This is a genomic window from Sulfurimonas sp. SWIR-19 (assembly GCF_020410885.1).
Taxonomy (GTDB): domain Bacteria; phylum Campylobacterota; class Campylobacteria; order Campylobacterales; family Sulfurimonadaceae; genus Sulfurimonas; species Sulfurimonas sediminis.
This window is the reverse complement of record NZ_CP084578.1, coordinates 424,404-445,038: the sequence shown is the minus strand read 5'-3', so window position 1 is coordinate 445,038 and position 20,635 is coordinate 424,404. Positions and strand designations below refer to the sequence as shown.

General features: G+C 38.7%; 21 protein-coding genes. 7 read left to right on the top strand and 14 right to left on the bottom strand.

Annotation, left to right across the window (positions count from 1 at the left end; genetic code table 11):
• Positions 1 to 46 precede the first annotated feature (46 nt).
• From LCX93_RS02365 to LCX93_RS02350, 4 genes are all read left to right on the top strand, one after another.
• The gene (locus tag LCX93_RS02365) at positions 47 to 370 is read left to right on the top strand and encodes an ArsR/SmtB family transcription factor (RefSeq protein WP_226068023.1); all 324 of its coding nucleotides are present in this window, start codon (positions 47 to 49) and stop codon (positions 368 to 370) included.
• Positions 367 to 795 (top strand): arsenate reductase ArsC, encoded by a 429-nt coding sequence (locus LCX93_RS02360; RefSeq protein ID WP_226068021.1) that lies wholly within the window; start codon positions 367 to 369, stop codon positions 793 to 795. The genes LCX93_RS02365 and LCX93_RS02360 overlap by 4 nt, the downstream gene beginning before the upstream one ends.
• Positions 776 to 1,030, top strand: a complete 255-nt coding sequence (locus tag LCX93_RS02355; RefSeq protein ID WP_226068010.1) for a hypothetical protein — start codon at positions 776 to 778, stop codon at positions 1,028 to 1,030. Before LCX93_RS02360 ends, LCX93_RS02355 begins: the two co-directional genes overlap by 20 nt.
• Before the next feature lie 74 nt (positions 1,031 to 1,104).
• Positions 1,105 to 1,701 carry a peroxiredoxin gene (locus LCX93_RS02350; RefSeq protein WP_151901021.1) on the top strand — a complete coding sequence of 199 codons (597 nt, stop codon included), beginning with the start codon at positions 1,105 to 1,107 and terminating at the stop codon, positions 1,699 to 1,701.
• A 22-nt stretch (positions 1,702 to 1,723) separates the two neighbouring features.
• Here LCX93_RS02350 and LCX93_RS02345 read toward each other — a convergent pair whose 3' ends face one another.
• From LCX93_RS02345 to LCX93_RS02330, 4 genes are all read right to left on the bottom strand, one after another.
• A complete protein-coding gene (locus LCX93_RS02345) occupies positions 1,724 to 1,861 on the bottom strand; it encodes a hypothetical protein (RefSeq protein ID WP_226068008.1) in 138 nt (45 codons plus the stop codon).
• Positions 1,854 to 3,122 (bottom strand): sensor domain-containing diguanylate cyclase, encoded by a 1,269-nt coding sequence (locus LCX93_RS02340; RefSeq protein WP_226068006.1) that lies wholly within the window; start codon positions 3,120 to 3,122, stop codon positions 1,854 to 1,856. Before LCX93_RS02340 ends, LCX93_RS02345 begins: the two co-directional genes overlap by 8 nt.
• A gap of 65 nt (positions 3,123 to 3,187) precedes the next feature.
• Positions 3,188 to 4,078: a DMT family transporter gene (locus tag LCX93_RS02335; RefSeq protein ID WP_226067997.1), complete on the bottom strand. Its 891-nt coding sequence runs from the start codon at positions 4,076 to 4,078 to the stop codon at positions 3,188 to 3,190.
• The gene (locus LCX93_RS02330) at positions 4,072 to 5,340 is read right to left on the bottom strand and encodes an ATP-dependent DNA helicase (protein WP_226067995.1); all 1,269 of its coding nucleotides are present in this window, start codon (positions 5,338 to 5,340) and stop codon (positions 4,072 to 4,074) included. Before LCX93_RS02330 ends, LCX93_RS02335 begins: the two co-directional genes overlap by 7 nt.
• A gap of 81 nt (positions 5,341 to 5,421) precedes the next feature.
• Here LCX93_RS02330 and LCX93_RS02325 point away from each other — a divergent pair, with 81 nt between their 5' ends.
• Entirely contained in the window at positions 5,422 to 6,675 is a 1,254-nt protein-coding gene (locus tag LCX93_RS02325; RefSeq protein WP_226069399.1) for a GGDEF domain-containing response regulator, read from the top strand.
• Here the strand turns inward: LCX93_RS02325 and LCX93_RS02320 are convergent.
• The 3 genes from LCX93_RS02320 to LCX93_RS02310 form a co-directional block, all read right to left on the bottom strand.
• The gene (locus tag LCX93_RS02320; protein ID WP_226067993.1) at positions 6,672 to 7,811 is read right to left on the bottom strand and encodes a vWA domain-containing protein; all 1,140 of its coding nucleotides are present in this window, start codon (positions 7,809 to 7,811) and stop codon (positions 6,672 to 6,674) included. The genes LCX93_RS02325 and LCX93_RS02320 overlap by 4 nt on opposite strands.
• A gap of 316 nt (positions 7,812 to 8,127) precedes the next feature.
• Positions 8,128 to 9,123: an AAA family ATPase gene (locus tag LCX93_RS02315; protein ID WP_226067991.1), complete on the bottom strand. Its 996-nt coding sequence runs from the start codon at positions 9,121 to 9,123 to the stop codon at positions 8,128 to 8,130.
• Complete coding sequence (locus LCX93_RS02310; RefSeq protein ID WP_226067989.1) at positions 9,120 to 10,364, bottom strand: hypothetical protein; 1,245 nt, start codon at positions 10,362 to 10,364, stop codon at positions 9,120 to 9,122. Before LCX93_RS02310 ends, LCX93_RS02315 begins: the two co-directional genes overlap by 4 nt.
• A 75-nt stretch (positions 10,365 to 10,439) precedes the next feature.
• On the opposite strand from LCX93_RS02310, the gene nhaA reads away from it, so the two are divergent.
• Complete coding sequence (gene nhaA / locus LCX93_RS02305; RefSeq protein ID WP_226067987.1) at positions 10,440 to 11,768, top strand: Na+/H+ antiporter NhaA; 1,329 nt, start codon at positions 10,440 to 10,442, stop codon at positions 11,766 to 11,768.
• On the opposite strand, the gene LCX93_RS02300 is transcribed toward nhaA, so the two are convergent.
• Genes LCX93_RS02300 through LCX93_RS02290 form a run of 3 tightly spaced genes read right to left on the bottom strand, consistent with a single transcriptional unit; the run spans position 11,761 to position 14,480 of the window.
• Positions 11,761 to 13,041: a GGDEF domain-containing protein gene (locus tag LCX93_RS02300; protein ID WP_226067985.1), complete on the bottom strand. Its 1,281-nt coding sequence runs from the start codon at positions 13,039 to 13,041 to the stop codon at positions 11,761 to 11,763. The genes nhaA and LCX93_RS02300 overlap by 8 nt on opposite strands.
• Positions 13,042 to 13,044: 3 nt before the next feature.
• A complete protein-coding gene (locus LCX93_RS02295; protein ID WP_226067984.1) occupies positions 13,045 to 14,094 on the bottom strand; it encodes a dipeptide epimerase in 1,050 nt (349 codons plus the stop codon).
• Complete coding sequence (locus LCX93_RS02290) at positions 14,091 to 14,480, bottom strand: hypothetical protein (RefSeq protein ID WP_226067983.1); 390 nt, start codon at positions 14,478 to 14,480, stop codon at positions 14,091 to 14,093. The genes LCX93_RS02295 and LCX93_RS02290 overlap by 4 nt, the downstream gene beginning before the upstream one ends.
• A gap of 115 nt (positions 14,481 to 14,595) precedes the next feature.
• On the opposite strand from LCX93_RS02290, the gene LCX93_RS02285 reads away from it, so the two are divergent.
• The gene (locus LCX93_RS02285) at positions 14,596 to 14,967 is read left to right on the top strand and encodes a hypothetical protein (RefSeq protein ID WP_226067982.1); all 372 of its coding nucleotides are present in this window, start codon (positions 14,596 to 14,598) and stop codon (positions 14,965 to 14,967) included.
• A gap of 30 nt (positions 14,968 to 14,997) precedes the next feature.
• Here LCX93_RS02285 and LCX93_RS02280 read toward each other — a convergent pair whose 3' ends face one another.
• From LCX93_RS02280 to LCX93_RS02265, 4 genes are all read right to left on the bottom strand, one after another.
• Positions 14,998 to 15,336 carry a hypothetical protein gene (locus LCX93_RS02280; protein WP_226067980.1) on the bottom strand — a complete coding sequence of 113 codons (339 nt, stop codon included), beginning with the start codon at positions 15,334 to 15,336 and terminating at the stop codon, positions 14,998 to 15,000.
• A gap of 73 nt (positions 15,337 to 15,409) precedes the next feature.
• Positions 15,410 to 18,286, bottom strand: coding sequence for a putative inorganic carbon transporter subunit DabA (locus LCX93_RS02275; RefSeq protein WP_226067978.1), 2,877 nt, complete (start codon positions 18,284 to 18,286; stop codon positions 15,410 to 15,412).
• On the bottom strand, positions 18,283 to 19,014 hold the full coding sequence (locus LCX93_RS02270; RefSeq protein WP_226067976.1) for a hypothetical protein: 732 nt from the start codon (positions 19,012 to 19,014) through the stop codon (positions 18,283 to 18,285). The genes LCX93_RS02275 and LCX93_RS02270 overlap by 4 nt, the downstream gene beginning before the upstream one ends.
• Positions 19,011 to 20,621: a proton-conducting transporter transmembrane domain-containing protein gene (locus LCX93_RS02265; protein WP_226067974.1), complete on the bottom strand. Its 1,611-nt coding sequence runs from the start codon at positions 20,619 to 20,621 to the stop codon at positions 19,011 to 19,013. Before LCX93_RS02265 ends, LCX93_RS02270 begins: the two co-directional genes overlap by 4 nt.
• Positions 20,622 to 20,635: the final 14 nt, after the last annotated feature.

Sequence of the window (20,635 nt, the reverse complement as noted above, 5' to 3'; positions counted from 1 at the left end):
GATATTTGTATATTAATCTGCTATAATTTTGCAAACGGAGGATGCAATGGAAATATTTTTAAAAACTGTTTCGGCACTAAATGATGAAACCCGGGTGCTTATCCTGCGGTTTTTGGATGAATACGGGGAGTGTTGTGTCTGTGACTTACAAGAATCCCTTGATATGATCCAGTCACGCCTCTCACGGCATCTAAAAATTTTAAAAGAAGCCAGCTTTTTAAGAGTTGAGAGAAAAGGCACCTGGGGCTTTTATGCTATTCGTTCGCCGCTTGACAGGTTTCGCACAGAGGCTTTAAGAGAAATTCGGCATTTGGAAATAGCCTTGCCGCCTTTGAAAAATTCATCCCATAACGGAGCATGTAAAATATGAGTCAAAAAAAAGAAGTTTTAATTCTCTGTACAGGCAACAGTTGCCGTTCCATCATGGCTGAAGCGCTCATAAATGCAAAGCTTGGTAAGTGTGTGCATGCCCAAAGTTCAGGTGTTAAAGCAAGTGGCAAGGTAAATCCTCACGCCCAGGCATTGCTTAAACAAAGAGGCTACTGGAGAGATGAATATCACTCAAAAGTTATAGAGACGGTACTGGATACGCCTTTTGACTTGGTCGTGACTGTGTGTGACGCGGCAAAAGAGACCTGCCCTGTGTTTGCCAAAGCAGTAAAGACTTTACATGCAGGCTTTGAAGACCCAAGCGGTAAAGCAGAAGCAGAGTATGAAAAAACACTCAATTTAATAGAAAAAGAGTTATTACCAATCATAAAACAGGAGTTATGCAATGAACAAAAAAGTAAATAAAACAGGCAACGGTGTGAAGATTTCCTTCACAGGAGAAGTAAAAATGCAAAATATCGTTTCCATGGTAGAAAACTGTGCCACAGGAAAGTGTGAATGTATGAGTGATGCCACAAAAAGCAAGATTAAAAATATGTCAGTCAGCGGAAAAGACGGCAATGTTTCGCTAGAGCTTGACGGCGATGTAAGTACCCAGGAGATAAAAGCAGCACTGGCAAAATCAAAAGTTATAAATTAACTCAAAAAATATAGATTTTTATTAGTAAAAATTAGATAGAATCGCTTTATAAAATTAAACACAAGGACATATATATGTTAGTAACAAATCCAGCTCCAGATTTTACAGCTACAGCAGTTTTGGCTGACGGCTCAATCGTAGAAGACTTTAAATTAAGTGAAAATTTCGGTGAAAAAGGGACTGTAGTATTCTTTTACCCGTTAGACTTTACTTTTGTCTGCCCATCTGAAATCATTGCATTTTCTCACAGATATGACGAATTTCAAAAACGTGGTGTAAATGTTGTAGGTGTCTCAGTTGATTCACAGTTTTCTCACTTTGCATGGAGAGAAACTCCAGTTGAAAAAGGTGGAATCGGCCGTATCAATTTCCCACTTGTTGCAGACTTGACAAAAGACATTTCTCGTGCTTATGATGTTCTTTTAAACAATGCAGTGGCACTTCGTGGTTCATTCTTGATTGATGACAAAGGAATTGTTCGTCATGCAGTAATCAATGACCTTCCACTTGGACGTAATGTTGATGAGATGCTGAGAATGATCGATGCACAGCAGTTTACTGATGAGTATGGTGAAGTCTGTCCTGCCGGTTGGGAAAAAGGTGATGAAGGTATGAAACCTGATGCTGAGGGTGTTGCTGAGTACCTGGCAAAACACGAAAAAGAGTTATAAAAACTCTTTTTGGGCAGAGATTTTACTCTCTGTCTAACTTTTCTAAAGCTTTCTCGCTCGCTTTGTTTGCTCTTTCATAATACCCGTCATCCTGATGAGAGGCACATCCGCTAAAAATTCCAATAACTATCAAACCTGTCAATAATAAACTTTTATGCAACAACAACTTGATTCCTTCCGTTTTGTTTCGCTTTGTACAAAGCCTCGTCTGCTTTTTTCACTAATTCTTCCCTTGTTTCTGGCTCGCTGTACTCTGTAACACCTATGCTGATGGTAATTTTATATTTTTTGTCTATACTGTATGCTTCGACTCTTTTTCTGAGTTTTTCAGCGATATGAACTGCTTTTTCCCTGCTTGTGTTTTCAAGTATTATAACAAACTCTTCCCCTCCCCATCGACCGAATATGTCAGTTTTTCGGATATGTGTTAAAACCAGACGGCTTAAAGCTTTCAATACCCTGTCGCCTACATCATGTCCATAGGTATCGTTTACCTTTTTAAAAAAATCTATGTCAAACATCAGTATACAAAACGGTTCCCTGTAGCGTTTGTATCTTTCTATGTGAAGATTTATCGCTTCATCTATTTTGTAGCGGTTGTATATCTCTGTCAAACTGTCTGTCGTTGCCAGTTTTTTCAGCTTTTTTTCCATCTCGATACGGCTTGTAATGTCTGTACTTGTAGCAACAAAGTTTTGGATATTTTTCTCTTCATCAAAAAGCGGTGTTATTTTTAAGTCTGCATAATAGAGTCTGCCGCCTTTTGTTTTATCTATAATGACGCTGTTATAATTTTTTCCCGAAAGTATCGTCTTCCACAGTCTTTTATAAAACTCATCCGTATGTTTTCCTGATTTGAAAATATTTGTTTTATTTCCTATAAGTTCACTTCTGTCATAACCCGTTTTGACAAGTACAGAATCATTGACATACTCTATAATACCGTTTGCATCCGTGATCAAAACCATATCATCCGTTTGTTGTAGTGCTTTTGCAAGCAAGTGAACTTTTCTTCTCTCTTGTGCTGTTTCTTTGTCCAAGGAATACACCTCATCTTCGAGTTGTTTGCATCGGGTCATATCTTTATAAAAAACAATCAATTCGCCGTTTGAAAGCTTTCTTACACTGTTATAACGCCAGCCGTTTGTCTTTTCATCTTTATAAAGCCTTGTATCAAGCTCTCTTGGCTTGCCGTCTTGATACACCTGCAGCAAAAGATCAAAAAGCCCAAAATCTTTGACACCGGGAAAAGCTTCTGTGAGTTTTTTCCCTATCAGTTCTTTTTTAGAAATATTTTCTGTTTTCTCGACATTTTTATTTATATCTACAAAAACAAAATCGCCGTCTTGAAACTTATAAATAACAACATTGTCAGGAAGTTCATCTATCGCAATCGTAACACTTGCGTTCACATTTTGCATCTAAAATTTTCCCTCTTTTTCATATTATATTTATAAATGATAACTATTATTTTCTGCCAACAAGCTTAACTTCTCTTTTTACTCACCAAAATTCCACCAAAAATGATAAGAAGGATACCTGTAAATGTCAATGTATCGGGAAAACTGTCCCCAAGCATATAGCCAAAACCTATGCCAAAGGGAATATTTGCATAGCTGACAACTCCTATAATACTTAAGTTTGAAGCACTGTATGCTTTTGTCAAAAGCCATTGCGAAAGTGTCGATATAAACGCCATCAAAACAATCAACAACCATACATGTAAACTCCCGGGCATAATAAACTCAGGAAACAAAAAACGCAAAGGAGCGGGAACATCCATAAGCGGTGCGCTCAGAAACAACAATGCAGGCAAGAGTGTTCCGACCACTACAAAAGAGAGCACTATTACCCGTGAATCGTATATATCTTTTATCTTCTTTATAGTTGTGTAGGCTGCCGCTGCAAAAAAGCCGCCCAGTATGCCTAAAAAATGCGCATAGGAAAAACTCATGCCAAAAGGCCTGGCAATGAAAACAACACCCAGAAATCCGATGAGCAGTGCAAAGAGTGTCCGTTTGCTTAAGTGTTCATGTAAAATAAAATAGGCAAGCAGTGTCACAAAAAACGGTGAAGTTTTATTCATTGTCATTGCTTCCCCCAAGGGAATAACCGCTATTGTATAAAAAAACAAAATCATCGCCATAAAACCGAAAAGTCCACGAACAAAAAGCATGTGGAACTTACCGCCTGTAAGCTTTGGTGCCGTATGCTTAAGAGTATAGAGGATGATAAAAATTCCGATAAGATTGCGTAAAAAAACAATTTCCAGGGCAGAAATATCTTCTGTGAGTATTTTTGTCAATGCCCCGTTAAGAGCAGATATCAAAGTTGCACCAAGTATAAAAAATATACCACTTTCTACTTTTTTTAACAACTTCTCTCTCTTTGTACAAAGTTAAAAGCTTTTGGATTTACATAGGCAAGCTCATGCCATTGTCTTTTTGGGGCAATGAGGATGAGTCTTGCAGGATTGCAGGAACGTGAAAGAGCCACATAAAACTGAGAAGGCGCAAAAATCTCATTGGTCTCTATAATCAAATCTTCGATGGACATCCCCTGTGACTTATGTATGGTTATTGCAAAAGCGAGCTTGATCGGATACTGATAGACCGTAAAAACATTCTCTTCCACCATCTCTTTTTTCCCTTTGACACTCTTTTCTTTCCAGACAGCCTTGCTTTGTGCGGTGGGCTCAAGTTTTAGCACTTTGCCGTCACTCTTTTGCACATACACACAGCTCTCATCCACATTGACAACAGTGCCTCTTTCTCCGTTAAAGTAGTTCCAGGCGTTTCGTGTAAACAAAACAGGAGCACCCACTTTCAATGCAAGCTCTTTATCTATTCTGGCATCATCCATAAAACGCTCCACTTCTTTGTCCTGCGTTGATTTGAGATGTTTTACAATCTGCGCTTCCTTTACATGTAAAGCCTCGTCTACAAAATCAAGCTGGTTTTTGTTGTGTTTTGCAGCCGAAGCATTTTTACCAAACAAAAAAGTAAACTGACTCAAATCATTTGGCAGAGGTTTTATAAATTCGTTGAGCTGGTTATGAACAGCTTCATCAATAGCACCAAAACGCACTGCATGTAAAAGCTCTATAAAACGAAGGTCATCCGTTCTGTAGATATGTGTCAGCTCCACTGTTTCAAAAGAGAAATGCTGCCAGGCAGGTGATTCAAAAGCAAATTTTACTTCACCATAACCGCGTACAACCGGAGGCAGCTGTAAAAAATCACCTACAATCAGCAAAGAGCCCTTAAAACCTGCCTGATGAAGACGCAGTTCTATCATTGCAAAAAGTGTATCACTCACCATGGAGATTTCGTCAATAACGATTAAATCCATACTCAATATCAGTTTTTTAATCTTCTTTTTGATTTCAAATTTTGCATTTTTTTGTAACGCATCCACATCTGCAGCAATACCCAGATCAAAAAAGCTGTGCAGTGTCTGCCCGTTTATGAGTGTAGCCGCCATTCCCGTTGATGCCAGTTTGGCAACTTTTTTTGCCTCCCCTTCAAATGCTGCAATAACCTCTCTTGTAATGGTCGTTTTTCCAACACCGGCACCACCTGTTAAAAAAACATTTTGTTTCCTGTATAGTTTATCAAGTATCAAGTCTTTATAATTCATAAACGGATAATATCCATTCTTAGTATAATATCAGATTAATAACTGTATACTGCTACTTAACATTTTTTAGGAACATTTATGATGAATGAAAAAATTTTAATTGTAGAAGACAATAAAACACTGGCAAAACTTATTGCAAAAAAGCTACATTCTGCTCTTGGTTTGGAAGTCGATGTGGCATACACAATGGCAGAAGCAAAACTCTTTATCGCACGATATTCCTATTTCGTTACACTTTTGGATATCAACCTGCCGGATGCGCCAAATGGTGAAATTGTTGATTATGTAACACAGAAAAAGATTCATGCCATAGTTTTAAGCGGTAATATTGACAAAGAATTCAGAAAAAAAATTCTTCAAAAAAATATTATTGACTATGTCAACAAAAGCGGAGTAGATGACATAAACTACATCATCCACACCATAGAACGTCTACAAAACAACAAAAAGCACAAAGTGCTTGTAGTGGATGATTCGAGAATCTTCAGACAGCAGATGCAGACAATGCTTGAAAATCTTTTTTTTCAGGTCATCAGCGTTGCCCACGGAGAAGAAGCCATCGGTATGCTCAAATCCCAACCCGACATCTCTCTTGTTTTAACTGACTATTATATGCCTGTCATGGATGGTTTGGAATTAACCATCCAAATCAGAAAAACATATACCAAAAACGAACTCTGTATTCTTGTCATTTCTTCAAATGAAGATGAAGAGATAACGGCACTCTTTTTAAAACACGGAGCAAATGACTATGTCAAAAAGCCTTTTTCCAAAGAGGAATTTTCCTGCCGCATCAACAATTCAATAGAAGCTTTGGAAAATATACAGATGATAACAAACTATGCAAACCGTGACTATCTTACAGGACTGTATAACCGCAGATACTTTTTTGACACAATAAATGAGTATATTGACGAAATTAAAAACAGTGGTGAAAGATTTGCCATCGCGATGATAGATATAGATCACTTTAAAAACATCAATGACACTTATGGTCATGATGTAGGAGACAAAATCATCATCGCACTCGCAGACATCCTGAGAAGTTCTACAAATCCGCATGATATTGTGGCAAGATTTGGAGGAGAAGAATTTTGTGTTGTGCTTAAAAATATCAATCAGTACAGTGCAGAAGAAATTTTCAACAGACTCAAAGAGGAGGTAGAAAAGTTTTCTTACCCTCTTAAAGATGGTCATTCTATTAATTTCACCGTCTCAATAGGCGCAATACTCTTTAACGAAGAGGAGTCTCTTGAAGAGAATATTAACGCAGCCGATATGCTTTTATACAAGGCAAAAAAGAACGGAAGAAATCAGGTCATTTTTGAGGCCTAGTCAAGTTTTATCAGTGTTCCAAACGGAAGTTTCTTTTCCTTGGAACTTATCCATTTCACCTCATAATCCGGTGCATATTTTGGAAAAGTTCCATCCAGGTCTGTAAAATACAAAAGCAGTTTCACATCATCAAAGTTTTCTTCTATGAAATGAAAGACAGGACGAAAGTCTGTTGCCCCACCGCCTTTTACATCAATTTCCAATCTTTCTCCACTGTAAAAAGTACTATGTGATTGAATTTTTTCATCGCACACAAGCAGTTCAATCTGATAATTTTGCACCAAAGTCATCAAAAAATTTACTTCACTCAAAAATTCATTTAAAAGCACTTCATCAATGGAGCCGGAACTGTCAATCGCAATCACAAGACGAAAGGTCTGAGAAATATTTGAAGGCAGATATATACCGCTGTAAAGCAGTTTTTTAGAAGGTGGCATCACGACATAATCATCCCGAAAATAAGGATCAAGTGCCATCCGCAGTTCATTTCGCCAGTCAACTTTTCCAAAATCCGAAATCTGAAAAAAACGCTCAATCGTCACCGGTGCTTCGCCTTTGTGCATTTTGGATTCCAAAAGAGCAATGGCTTCCTCGGCAAAAAGCTGTTCTTGAAGCAATTCTTCTTGCAGCTGTTCTTGTGAGCTTTGCTCATTTTTCTCTTTTTGCTCATTCTCTTTTTGTTCTACATCATCAGAATCATCCGCCTCGTATTCTAAATCTTCATCATCCCGTAAAATATCATCTTTAAGCTCGGCATATATCGCTTCTGCATACATCCCGCTGAAACGTTCTCTGTACTGTGCGCCATAAGGCATATCAAGCCCGTTTTGCACAAGCATATCATTGACTGCCATATCCGTAGCCATCTGCCAGAGCCAGCCACTGCGTTTGTTTTTACGCATCTCATGCGCCAGACTTGCATGCATTGCCCCGTTGGCAAAGACAAATTCCATTTCAGAGAGCTCTAGATTTTGCAGGTAATCGCTGTTGATTTCAAGCTTTTTGCCGTCACTTTTAAAGGCTTCAATATCATCATTTATAATGACATCAATCTTTGAGGCAAGGGTCCCGAAATAGGGATACTCCAGTAAAAGTTTTGCCTTTGCCTGTGAAATTTTTTCTTCTGTTTTTTGCATATATCTCTCCAATATTTCAGCCACCCTCGCCCACCCTAAAGGATGGGTTCCGAAAGGCAGCACATCTTCGAAATCGGTACTTTCTATGCTAAAGCATGACTTGTGAAAAAAACTAAATTTTTTTCTGTAGTGCCGACTGGCTAAGCTTTCTTGCCACTCTCGCCCGCACTGAAGTACGGGTTCCAAAAAGAGTATGCATCCTCCCGGAATCGGTACTTCAGTGCCGACTGTTTGAACTTTCTTGTCATGCTCAGCCCGCACTGAAGTACCGATTCCGGAAAAAAAATACCCTTTGGGACCGGTGTTTTCGTGCCGGCTATTGCAACAGATAAGAAAACTTTCTTACCCACTCTTTAAAAACACTTGAATCTTCCATCGTGACACCTGCTCTTTGCAAATCCTGGGCTATCATTACGGCAAATTCCCCTTTGAGTCCAAGGGTATACTTAAGCAGGTTTTCAAGTCGCTCTTGACTCGGATTTTGCAGATAGTGACTGACAATGCCAGAACTCAAAGCATATAAAACATCCACTTCCTCGCTGTAGACGAACTCCTCGGCACTGAGTATTTTCTCTATATCAGGCATCCTGTCCATTACTTTTAAAAAACTCAAAAATGAAACGGCGACATCCCGCCCTACCGCACCGCTCACTGTTTCCAAAAGTACAGATGCAGGCAGAGCACTTTGTAAAATACTTCCGACATATTCCCAGCTTCTGGGTGTTGCAAAACTTTTATGCTCCTTTTTGGCATCAAAGGTAAACAAATGCTCATTCTTATAACTTATGTAGGCAATTATACGACTCTCAAGCCCGGATTTGTACGCCCAGTCACGCCAATCATCCACACTTACTTCCAGTTCAAAATGCACAAAACGATTTGCCAAAGGAGCCGGCATTCTGTAGGTCACACCTCTGTCACCCTCACGGTTTCCTGCCGCCACAATAGCCCAACCCTCAGGCAGTTCATACTCTCCCACACGCCGGTCAAGTATCAGCTGATAGGCCGAAGACTGCACAGCAGGAGCTGCAGAGTTAAGCTCATCTAAAAACAAAATCCCCTGGCCTTCACTCGGCAAAAAAGCAGGCGGTGCCCAAAGTGCGGTGTGTGACTCTTTGTCATAAAAAGGTATGCCTTTTAAATCTGTCGGGTCCATCAAAGCCAAACGCAAATCAATAAAACCAAGGTTGTTTTTCTGTGCAATCTGTTTGACAATCGAAGATTTTCCGATTCCCGGTGCTCCCCACACAAATGTGGGCACTTTTTGCAAGACCAGTGCCTCCAAAGCCTGTCTCAATTCTCCTGCTCTCATACTAACCATCCTATATTTTCATTTTGTATATGTTTTGCAAAGGCTTTGTTTGTTTTGACTGCCCGCTCAAAACGGCTCTCAAGTTGCAGTTGATATAAAATTTCTACCGGAGTATTTTCATTTTTTGCCAAATTTAAAAGTATCTGCGCATCCCCGCATTTAAAAAGTTCTTCCAAAATATTTTGTGGTGTCGCATTGTTGCGACTCAGCGGCTCATTGTAGTTTCCCTCTTTATAGGCAGACTCCAGGATATCTCTCGGCGTTGCACTGTTGGCATAAATTACTTGTCTGATTTTCTCGTTATTAAGACAAAGCAGATGTTTGCATGTCGTTACATGTAAACATTCGTTTGCAGCCAAAGCAAGATGAATCATTTCATCGTTACATGTAACAAGCTCCTGCTGCATAACTTCATTTAAGGTCTCATTTGCCGCCAAAGCATGTTTACAGACAGACAGAAGTAAAAACATTTCCTCATCGAGCCTGATATTCTGTGCTGCGATCTCGGCAAATTTTTTATTTTTTATCAACTCACGGGCTATACTTTTATCCAGATTGACATTGTATGCCATCGCTTCTTTTGTTGCTTCATCCCCTTTTTTTAAAAACATTTTCAGCACATTCCTGGGTGTTTTTTCATGCAGGGCAAGTGCTTTTAGAATTTTGGGATGTTTTTTGCTCGGTTCCAAAAAAGCGATGGCTTCTAAAAGCTGTTCGTTTTTTGTTTGTGTTATCAGATGATAAATTCCTGTTGTCGCATACTGCACATTATGGTTTCTTTCTATATTTTCATAAAATCTTGCTATTAAGGCAGCAGAGACATCACGATTGTCATCATTTTCGAAAAAATCTTCACCGCCAAAAGAGTACATTTTTAAAAGTTTAAAGAAAAGCGCATCTTCTATACAGCTGTTTTGCAAAAAACTTTTTAATCTTTTTTTGTCATTGGAGAGCTTTAAGCTCATAAGCAGAGTATCATTGTCAATCTCTTGTGCCAAAAGTTTTTCAAACAAATCTATAGCCATAAACGCATATTTTTCTTCCTCATAAAGGGTATCACTCAGATTTTGTTCATAAGGGCTCATCATACGACCTTCCACAACGAACTCTACATCGACATTTGGCTCTTTTGTAAGCGTTATATGATGAAACTGCAACTGTAATAGAAATTCATCTTCACTAAAAGCCCGGCTCTTTCCAAGTAACAATATTGTCCTGTTTTTCAAATCCTGTAAATTCATATGCAAATTATACACATATTTCAACTTATTCCTATTTAGTGTTATAATTGTTGTAAGATATTTAAGGAATGTTCAATGAAACTTTACGCACCATGGGAAAAAGGCTTTAAAAAAGTCTATACCCCTTTTGAACATTTTTTACATGCACAAACAACAACCGGATTAGTCCTAATGGGCATGACTATTATTGCTCTGCTTCTTGCCAATTCTCCTTTATATGAAATATACCAACATTTTATTCATACAAAAATTGAACTTGATATTGGTTCACTTGTTATAAAAAACTCTTTACATCACTGGATTAATGATGGGCTTATGGCTATATTTTTCTTTCTCATCGGTTTGGAAATCAAACGTGAAATCCTTGTGGGTGAACTCTCAAATATCAAAGTTGCTGTTTTGCCTATTCTCTCTGCCATTGGCGGTATGATTGTACCTGCTTTGATATACTTAAGTATCAATAATGGAGGCATTGGTGCAAATGGCTGGGGGATTCCTATGGCTACCGATATTGCCTTTGCCATCTCTGCACTTGTCTTACTTGGCAATCGTGTATCACCCGCACTTATTACTTTTTTGGTTGCACTTGCCATTGTTGATGACCTTGGTGCTGTTATAGTGATTGCCCTGTTTTATACTGCACAGATTCATTTTGATTTTTTACTGCTTGCAGGAGTTATGTTTTTGCTAATGGTCACACTCAATCGTTTTGGCATTCATGCAGTACTTTCCTACTTTATTGTTGGTCTGTTTATGTGGTTTTTTATGCTTGAATCAGGCATACATGCAACTATAGCCGGAGTCATCGCCGCACTGACAATTCCTTCAAAACCAAAAATGCCACCCACTGACTTTACCCAACAGACAAAAAATCTACTAGATGAGTATGACAATTATCCCGTAGCAACAGACCACACAATGCATGAACAACAAAAGGCAGTTTTACAAAACATAAAAGATAGAATAGATGCGGTAAATTCGCCTGCTGCAAGACTTGAAAATGAGTTACACCTGCCGGTGAGTCTCGTGGTTATTCCTCTTTTTGCCTTGGCAAACGCAGGTATAAATATAGACTTTTCATCTATTTCTCAAGTGATATCTGAGCCTGTCTCTTTTGGTATTATTCTCGGACTTATTCTTGGAAAGATAATCGGTATTGCCGGAGTAGCTTTTCTTGCCATAAAAATTGGTATTGCAAAACTTCCACAAAACAGTTCTATGAGTCAAATATTTGGAGTGTCTATGCTTGGTGGTATCGGCTTTACTATGAGTATCTTTGTTGCAGACTTGGCCTTCCAAAACAATGATACACTCATTTTTCAAGCAAAAATCGGGATATTGGCTGCCTCACTGCTGGCAGGTTTTTTTGGCTTTATCTGGCTGAGATTTGTTGCCTCTAAATAGCCTCTATTCTGTTTCTTCCGTTTTCTTTGGCACAGTAAAGCATCTTGTCCACAATCATCACATATTCGTCAAGCAGGGCATGCCTGTATATTTTATCAGGCTTAATCCACATGGCACCCATGCTTACAGTGGCCTGTAACTTTTGTCCATCGGCTTCAAGTACCGCGGCTTCAAAAGCCTGGCGTATCTTTTCCAATACTTTGAAACCTGCCTCTTTTTGTATGGCTGAGAGAATTATCATAAACTCTTCGCCTCCGTATCGGATGACAATATCAGAAGTTCTGATATGTTTTTTCACAATTGCAACAAAAAAATGCAACATTTTATCTCCGGCGACATGCCCGTAGGTATCATTTATATTTTTAAAATAGTCCAGATCACACATCGCAAGAACAAAAGAGTTCCCCGTGGCATAAGAGAGTTCGTACTGGGTTTTAAATATCAGTTCCAGGGAATTTCGATTAAGCGCACCTGTCAGATTGTCCTTGGTCATTTTTTTATTCATCTCGATATTGTCAATAAGTGCCAACTCTGTACCGATACTCAAAGAGATAAGCTCACATTTTTCCAGATAGGAAATCAGTACATGATACTCCGATGTTTTCAAATTTACAAATATTTTTTTCGCAAACATATGCAAATCATTGTGCAGCCGTATTAAAGCCTTGAGCTTTGAATTGTTTTGAATGATTTGTTTTGCACTGTTGTGCAGCCAGTCTCCAAACTCACACTGCATCCCGTCAAGTTCGGGAAAATCATTTTTGTCAAAATTGTTAATATGTTTTGCCAGGTCATTGAGCCAGTTTAGATGTGCTTCGTAGTGTTTTATTATGATATCTTTGTCCAAAAGATCAGATAAAGAGCTGAGCCGGTTGTTGTTTACCGTATAAATCTCCTGTGTATATCTTGAAAGATAAATATAGGCAACACCATTGTTTATCTCTTTAAACAGGGCAATGAGATTCAAAATTTTATTGCTCTCAATATTTTGTGCAATTCTGGATAACAAAAGGTTTTTCAGTCCGTATATTTCGTTGGTCATAATGATGTAGGGAACATTCATAGAGATTTTATACAGTGCCAGCTCTTTATAGAGAGTATTGATATCATTCGAAGTGAATGACTGATGAAACAGATTGATAATTCTCAGATAAAATTGTTTTACCACCTGCTCACAGGCATATGATTCTATACAGGTTAAATATCTGTCTCTGAGCTCAGTATAAATCAACTCCGAATCACCCTCTAAAACCCCGGAAAAATCATATTTCATTTCTCAACCTTTATATGTGCTCAAACCTGCAAGACTCTGTATTGTATTGCGTATTATACCAAATTTTCCTAAAACCCTCGGCGTCTTTTTATACAGCAAAGGAGAGTCCAAATCTACATACTTTACAACATCTCTGTATGCAAAAGCAAGACAGAGAGCCGCATGTATGGAGACGGGACCCTCCAGCATAGAACCCAGCATACACTCTATGTTGTTGGCTCTGGCATATTCCAAAATTTCCTGTGCCCTGCTCACACCGCCGCATTTCATCAGTTTGACATTTATCATATCGGCACAGCCCTCTTTATGCACTTTTTTGACATCTTCAAGAGTAAATACCGCCTCATCCGCAAGAATGGGAACAGTGCTTTTTTGGGTTATGATTTTCAGACTCTGTAAATCATCTGCACCAACAGGCTGTTCAATCAGGCTTACATGTAATCCCTCTACTGCCTCAACATAGTATAATGACTGTTCAAGACTCCACGCCTGGTTGGCATCTATGAGCACCTCTGCATCCACAAGCGTCTCACAAATCATTTTTGTAACTGCAACAGCATGGTTTATGTCACTGCCAAGCTTTACTTTTAAAATATGAAATCCGTTGTCAAAAGCTTTTTTCGCATCTGCAAGCATTTTCTCTGCATCATTGAGACTGACAGTAATATCGGTAAAAATCGGAGAAAAATCTTTTGTACCGAGATACTGTAACAGTGTCTGATTATTCTGCTGTGCCAGCAAAGAGACAACGGCCATATCAAGAGCGGCTTTTGCACTCGAACCCATTGTACTGCCATGGATTACATGTAAAGCCTTACCCGGTGCGAGACCAAGCAAGGCATCTTGCAATCCGCCAATCGCATTTGCAATACTTTGCAGGTCTTCTCCTGTCACTGCTTTTGTGGCAGGTGCTTCGCCGTAAGCATAAAAACCTTGGTTACATGTAATCTTCACACGGATAAACAGCACATTTTCTACCCGTCTGAGTGCTGTGACAAACGGCGTTTTCAGTGCTCTTTTCTTTGTCTGTGTCTCTATCTTCTGTATTTTCACACTGAGGCCATATATATAAAAAACGGATAAAGCAAAAGCCCTGCATACGGCAGGTACGGTCCTATGGGAGTAAGCAGTACCTGGGCAAACTCTTTTGATATCTCTTTTTTTATAAAAACCTGATCAATCATAATAATTTTACTTACAATATCAGCAGTTTTAAAAGAGAGTAATGCTAAAGCATAGGGATTATAGTGGGTATAAAACAAAAACCAGACGGCAAAATAAAAGGTCGGGTGCATAATCAGAAAAAGAAGAATATTTTTATGATAATAGCGGTACATACGTGCCAGCATATCCATAAGTGTCCCAGCCTTTTGCCACTGCACTTCATAAAATTCCAGAAGCATATACAGCACAATAAAGACAATAAGATAATCCTGCATCAAATTTCACTCACTTTTTTTTGTAAGTATAGCAAAAGACTGTAAAAGTAATTTTACCTATTTTGCTATACTTACAAAAAAAATTGGTTTAACCTTAACAGCGATAACACTGACAATGGGGTTTAGTGGATGTGCCCATAAGATGATTCAGACACCGGCAAATATGGTTTATGATGGGAATCAAGTAGATTATTCGAAAATTGACACGCTAAAAAAATCAACATTATGCTATAAATTAGGAGATGCAGATAAAGACACAAGTATTATTACTGCAGCAAAAAATGCTCAAATTTCCAAGATAACACATTTTTGCTGTGGGATTATGACCGTCAATCCCGTATTACAGTTTACGGAGAATAAGAGAGCGTTCAAAAAATATAAAAGCACAAAGCCGGCAGTTCTCGGAATCGGTACTTTAGTGCCGACTGAGAGTGGCAGGACTATTGCAACAGCCGGCACGGAAGTACCGGTTCCAAATAACTGCTGAATTTAATGGCATTGAAACTTTATTCTGGCTTTAAAAATCAGAGCTTGGTGTGCTGCAGTTTTCTCTTCCGTTTGGTGTGCTTTCAGCGGCATCAAAACCTATGGTTACGCCACTTCTTTGTACCAAGTCTCTTGCATCTTCGATATCTTCATCTTCATCTTCTACAGGTCGCACAGTACTGTGAATGATTATTTTGTCTCCATAGTCTACTGCCTGAAAAAAGTGTTTCATACAAAACTCCTGATTCATACGACACTCTAACACTCTCGCCTTGTTGATCATGTCTTCTCTTGACTCAAATGTCATATTGTTTTCAAACCCGCTTTTTTTAAAGCAACTGCACTCTTTGTCAATTTCTATTGTATACATTAATATTTCCTTTGTATAGTATTACTTATTTATATCACTTTGTGCTTAAAAGTATGGTTAAGAAAACATACTATTAAAACTCTTTTATAACTTTAAAATCACCTGATTCATACGAATAGACCTTCTTCGCTTTTTTGTCAATGATAACAGGTCGTATCCACTCATTTAATATAAACTCTTTGGCTACGGAATTTTCAACCGCCTTGCCCACTGCTTCCAAAGGGGCTTCCATGTAGGTGAGCAGCCGTACCGGTTCATGGTAGGCTTTGCCCTCCAGCATAACAGACTGCGTTGGAAGTCCTATTTTAAGATCCCCGTAGTTACCGTTAAAAACCCCGACTTTTGCGACAATATTGTGGTAGACTTTGGAACCTGCCCCGTACACAGTATTGTCTACCGTGGAAAAATAGTGCTCGAGATTAATCCACTCACCTACAATAAGAGGTCCGTTGAAAATTTTTGTCAAAATATCCGCATTTTCATTATCCAAAGAGGCATCATACGAGTGCATAAAAAGCCGGTTTTGAAACGCCATGTGTTTTATAGAGCTTCTTGGACCGGCAAAAACACCCATATTTCCTGCCAGTCCCCACTCCGGTCTTGGTTCTGACCAGTCCATTGACTTCACCATGATATCTTCCTGGGTATTTGTATACGGCAGCTGAGTGATTCTTTCCTGGCGCGCAATTCTTGAAGCTTCTTCAAAATCCGCCATAACCTTTTTGAACTTTCGCAACTCTCCTTGCGTGAGAATATCTGTATCATAAAATTTTATCTCATCTGTACTCGTTACATGTAAAGCCGGCATAAATTTAACATCATCAGGAATGACAATTCCTTTTTTAGCTATAGCTTCTCTTACATCTTTCGAGTTGGCTATCATACAGAGAGCTCTGTTGTTTGGCAAACTGCTGCTCCCGCCACATGCGCCACAGTCAAGTGCCGATTCAAACGGGTTGTTGTCTGAAACACTTTGGTGTCCGCAGAGAATGACAAACTCGGCAAAATTATCCACCTGACCTGTCATCATCAAAAAACTGTAGAGGTATTGCACTTTCTCTTCAAGTGTAAATCCGACCATTTTGAGTTTGTTCTTTTGATATTCATAATCTTTGCGTGTTATTTTGTACTTCGTGCGCAGTTTTTCCAGCAACTCTTTTGGAATATCCAGTGACAACTCTTTTTCGAAAACCAAATGATCGCGAATGGCCTGAATCTCTTCTGCCGCATACTCCTGTGATGCGCTGTTTTTCAAAGCTTCCACAATCACATATCTGTGCATTTTATTGACATACATTTCTATCTCTTGTTCTGAGAGTTTGTCCAGAGTATATGTGGTTTTAGGCTTTTGTGCTTTAAAGCCGGACAGAAACCTGTTTGTTTTTCTTGGAGAAAATGTTTTTCCAAAAAGATTTATGCCAAAAATCCAGCCTATTGCCTCTACCATTATATAAGGAGTATAAGGATTGTTTTTTAAATCACTTAATACTTTTTTGGTAGTTTTGTTCATAATTTTTTTCGAACTGTACTCTTCATGCGCTTCTTTTGGCAGTTCAAATATAATATTGCCGGGTTTTACCACCGCCGGACATAAAAACTGTTCATGCGCCTTGTCAAACTCTACAAAGGCGATGGGAAAACCTAAAAAGCCTCCTGCCCCGTATGTTACATAATTGCCCCTGCTCTCCAGAGATCTTCTCATCAGTTCCGAACGCACATCCAGACAAAATGTGGCAGAAGCCAGAGGTCTTTGCTCTTGAGCGGTTTGCGTCAGTTTCATCTCATCAATGAAAGCATGAATATAGCTGTCTTCAAGAGACTTCAGCCAGATATATCCCTCTTCTGAGCGCAGTGTTTCCATAATTTTGGCCAACTCTGTCAAGGCAATCTCTTTATTGTTCAGCTGCGCACTTGAGAGGTGCACCTGCTTGGCATCGAGTTTGAGTTCATCCTGCACATAGTTTTCTAAAATCTGCTCATAATTTTGATATTCCTGTATGTCATCTATATATTTTCCGGGCAGATCCCCTTTTGCCTGCAGTATTTTCAAAATGACGCAGGCACTGTTTTTTTGCACAAAAGAGTCCAGCAGTTCGAAATTGTTAATTTGTCTGTGCTGAAGGTAGGCAAGTTCAAAATAGAGTCTGATCGCCATATAATCCATAAGTGATGACGGATACTCCTGCTGTGAAAAATAGTCAGGATCTTCAGAACGGTATTTTATAAATCCTGCCCATCCGTGCAGTTTTAAAATATGTGCAAGCAGATACTGCTCGACATTTTTCACTTTCAGCTTTTGAAGCGCTTCATTCACAAAAGACTCAGAGTCCTTCGCATAGTCAAAGTTTTCATACAGTTTAAATGTTTCAAACATTCCCAGTTCTCTGTTTGGCATCGTGATGGTTGTCTGTTCTTCATCCAAAAACCTGGTGATATACTCAATAATATCTTTTTCTATCATCTCTTTGTCATCACGTTCAAAAAGAATATCATTGATCTCATAGAGTGTCATATGTTTTGTCAGTTTTTCTATCCACTTTTCTTTATTGTGATAGAAAAATTTTTCATCAAGATATGCCAACAGATCTTCATCAATTTCATGTTCGTTTAAATCTGCAGTGCTTCGAAGACTGTTCCATTTCGGATTGACTTCTGTCAGACATTTTTTTGCCAGATCATAATGTTCCTGCAATCCGTCACTTTTGAGTATCTCTTTTAAGTTTGCTTCCAGCAAATTAGGATTGATTTTACCCTCTTTGTAAAGATTCAGATAATACGACGGTTGCATGTAAACATTCCCGCCAAAAATACTCTGTGCCTGGGCTACTCCCTCTTTAAAATGGAGATGTTCAAAACCTTTTAAAGGGTTGTGATGAATAAATGCGCCGATTGGCCAGTAATGGGGTACCGTGCCTTTGACAGCATCAAGTTTTTGCATGATTGTACTCATAAAAGCAGCTCCTTCAGTCCATATATACTCAGTCCGAGTAAAACTGTAACAACAGATAAATGCAACAGTTTTTCTTTAAAAGTTAAATCCACATAGTGAATATTTAAATTCGGCTTTCCAAAAAGTGACTTTTCCATAACTCTCATAGCTAAAAAAAAGTTTCCTATAAAAAGCGTTATAACAACTATAGACCAAAGCCTGAACGGTTCCCCCGTAAAGAGATAATTCAAAAAAAAGAGCGAATTTGGAAAGGGAGGATAGAGGGCTATACAAAGCAGATACACAGTGATATAGATACTCAGATAAGGTGTAGCAAGTGTTACGCCTCTTACAGCAAGATAGTTTGCACTGCCGTAATTTTTTTCATAAAACCTTCCTATAAAATAGATCCCGAGGAGAGAAACCAGCAAAGAGAGACTGTAAAAGGCTCCCTTATCTTCAAAAAGCATAAAAAATGGAGCATTTATAAAAATAAAATAGTATCCGAGCCTGTAAAAGTTTGTTGTTTTTGTAGCCTTGTATATAGTATACAATGCACTGAAAAATGATATCACGACAAGTGAAGTCGGATGTTCATTTGCTATGAAAAAAGAGAGTATTATTGCACATAAAAGCAAAAGACCACTCAATAAAAAGATACCTTTGCTGCCAATCCTCTTGCTTTTTTCCAGAAAAACATAATAAGGAAATCCTGCGGCTAACACAAATAATAAAATACCAGATATCATAGTTTCCCTTTTTTAGAACGCTTAAATATTTCAAAATAGAACCCTTCTTTTGCCAACAGTTTGTAAAAGAGCCACTTCATTTTACTTGGTTTTATGTCAGCATTCGGAATTTCCACAAAATGCTGTTTATACATAAAGAGCCAGCCAATGGTCATAATGACAGCCAACATAACCATGGAACTTGCCATCGTCACATTCAGTGTTGCCGCTTTATAAAAGAGTAAGGCATCATCACCATATAAAAAATGCTCAAGTGTCAGACCGATAAACTCATAGGTAAACAAAATCAGAACAAACGTGCTGACAAGTGCCAGAATGACTTGTATCGAATCAGACTTTGAGACTTTAAAGAATGACAGGAAAAGCTGTGTTCCTGTCAACCAGGCAAAGGCCAGTATAACAATAGCCGCATTAAATTCAAAGAACTCTTCACTCAGTACCATTTTCACCCCTATAAAAGCCAGAACCGGCAAAATGGTAAAAAATGCAATCAGATAAAAGAGTCTGTTGCTCCTGTTGCCTGTTTTATCCTCCCAAAATACTTTATAGGAGAGGCGTTCGGGTATATTTGGATCATGTCGGGCATATTTAATCAAGGCCCCTGATTCCAAGAAGAGTGTTGCTTTGAAAATACCGTGCACGATAAGATGATAGACGGCAAGTGAAAATGCACCCAAACCTATTTCCATAATCATATATCCCATCTGTCCTACGGTAGAGTATCCAAGAGAACGCTTGATATCTGAGACCACCAGCATCAAAGCCGATGCAAATATTGCGGTAAAAAGTCCAATGCCAAAAGCGATATTGAGTACGCCCGGCGTCAGCATCAACAGATAAGCAAGCTTGTTGAGCAGTATACCGCCTACATTGACAACACCCGCATGCATCAATCCAGATACCGGGGTTGGCGCTTCAGAAGTGTAAGGCAGCCAGATATGAAACGGCACGATGGCAGATTTCATCATCGCGGCAATTAAAAAAAGCAGCCCGATTACAAAGATTATCGGCTCATCAACCGATGTTTTTGACATAAGCAGCCACTTTTCACTCAACGTTGCAAGATCGAGACTCTGAAATGTTTTATATGTCAGTATCACAGCGAGTAAAAAAACCAAATCTGCACCCTTATGTATATACATAGTCCATCTTGCATTTTTTACAGCTGTTTTTGAACCAACATTAAATGAGACAAGCAGATACAGACCGATACTCATCAGCTGCCATGCCAGAGCCAAAACAATCAGATTGTTACTCATAACCAGTAAATATATTGACGCAAAAATAAAGTTCAAAAGAATGAAAAATCTTTTATACCCTGCTTCGTCCCACATGTATTTCGTAGCATATTTACGAATTACCAGACCAAGAATTGCAACATAGGGCACCAAAACAGCTGAAAGCTGATTATATATAAGTAAACCGCCAAATCCTGTGATTTGCGTATCATTACTTATAACATAATAAGCTCCGTACAGTCCGAGCAAGGCTATCATACTGGACAAAATAAGACTGATTTTCGGAATAAACTCTTTTTTCTTCACAAAAATCAGCAAAAATGCTATCACAATAGGAATACCCGGAATAAGCAGTATAATTTTTTCCATTAAAACTCCTGTTT

Excerpts from the sequence above, each read along its gene's own strand:
- LCX93_RS02365 (WP_226068023.1), top strand. The coding sequence starts at position 47 with ATGGAAATATTTTTAAAAACTGTTTCGGCACTAAATGATGAAACCCGG.
- LCX93_RS02360 (WP_226068021.1), top strand. The coding sequence starts at position 367 with ATGAGTCAAAAAAAAGAAGTTTTAATTCTCTGTACAGGCAACAGTTGC.
- LCX93_RS02355 (WP_226068010.1), top strand. The coding sequence starts at position 776 with ATGAACAAAAAAGTAAATAAAACAGGCAACGGTGTGAAGATTTCCTTC.
- LCX93_RS02350 (WP_151901021.1), top strand. The coding sequence starts at position 1,105 with ATGTTAGTAACAAATCCAGCTCCAGATTTTACAGCTACAGCAGTTTTG.
- LCX93_RS02340 (WP_226068006.1), bottom strand. The coding sequence starts at position 3,122 with ATGCAAAATGTGAACGCAAGTGTTACGATTGCGATAGATGAACTTCCT.
- LCX93_RS02330 (WP_226067995.1), bottom strand. The coding sequence starts at position 5,340 with ATGAATTATAAAGACTTGATACTTGATAAACTATACAGGAAACAAAAT.
- LCX93_RS02325 (WP_226069399.1), top strand. The coding sequence starts at position 5,422 with ATGAATGAAAAAATTTTAATTGTAGAAGACAATAAAACACTGGCAAAA.
- LCX93_RS02320 (WP_226067993.1), bottom strand. The coding sequence starts at position 7,811 with ATGCAAAAAACAGAAGAAAAAATTTCACAGGCAAAGGCAAAACTTTTA.
- LCX93_RS02315 (WP_226067991.1), bottom strand. The coding sequence starts at position 9,123 with ATGAGAGCAGGAGAATTGAGACAGGCTTTGGAGGCACTGGTCTTGCAA.
- LCX93_RS02310 (WP_226067989.1), bottom strand. The coding sequence starts at position 10,364 with ATGAATTTACAGGATTTGAAAAACAGGACAATATTGTTACTTGGAAAG.
- nhaA (WP_226067987.1), top strand. The coding sequence starts at position 10,440 with ATGAAACTTTACGCACCATGGGAAAAAGGCTTTAAAAAAGTCTATACC.
- LCX93_RS02300 (WP_226067985.1), bottom strand. The coding sequence starts at position 13,041 with ATGAAATATGATTTTTCCGGGGTTTTAGAGGGTGATTCGGAGTTGATT.
- LCX93_RS02290 (WP_226067983.1), bottom strand. The coding sequence starts at position 14,480 with ATGCAGGATTATCTTATTGTCTTTATTGTGCTGTATATGCTTCTGGAA.
- LCX93_RS02285 (WP_226067982.1), top strand. The coding sequence starts at position 14,596 with ATGGGGTTTAGTGGATGTGCCCATAAGATGATTCAGACACCGGCAAAT.
- LCX93_RS02280 (WP_226067980.1), bottom strand. The coding sequence starts at position 15,336 with ATGTATACAATAGAAATTGACAAAGAGTGCAGTTGCTTTAAAAAAAGC.
- LCX93_RS02275 (WP_226067978.1), bottom strand. The coding sequence starts at position 18,286 with ATGAGTACAATCATGCAAAAACTTGATGCTGTCAAAGGCACGGTACCC.
- LCX93_RS02270 (WP_226067976.1), bottom strand. The coding sequence starts at position 19,014 with ATGATATCTGGTATTTTATTATTTGTGTTAGCCGCAGGATTTCCTTAT.
- LCX93_RS02265 (WP_226067974.1), bottom strand. The coding sequence starts at position 20,621 with ATGGAAAAAATTATACTGCTTATTCCGGGTATTCCTATTGTGATAGCA.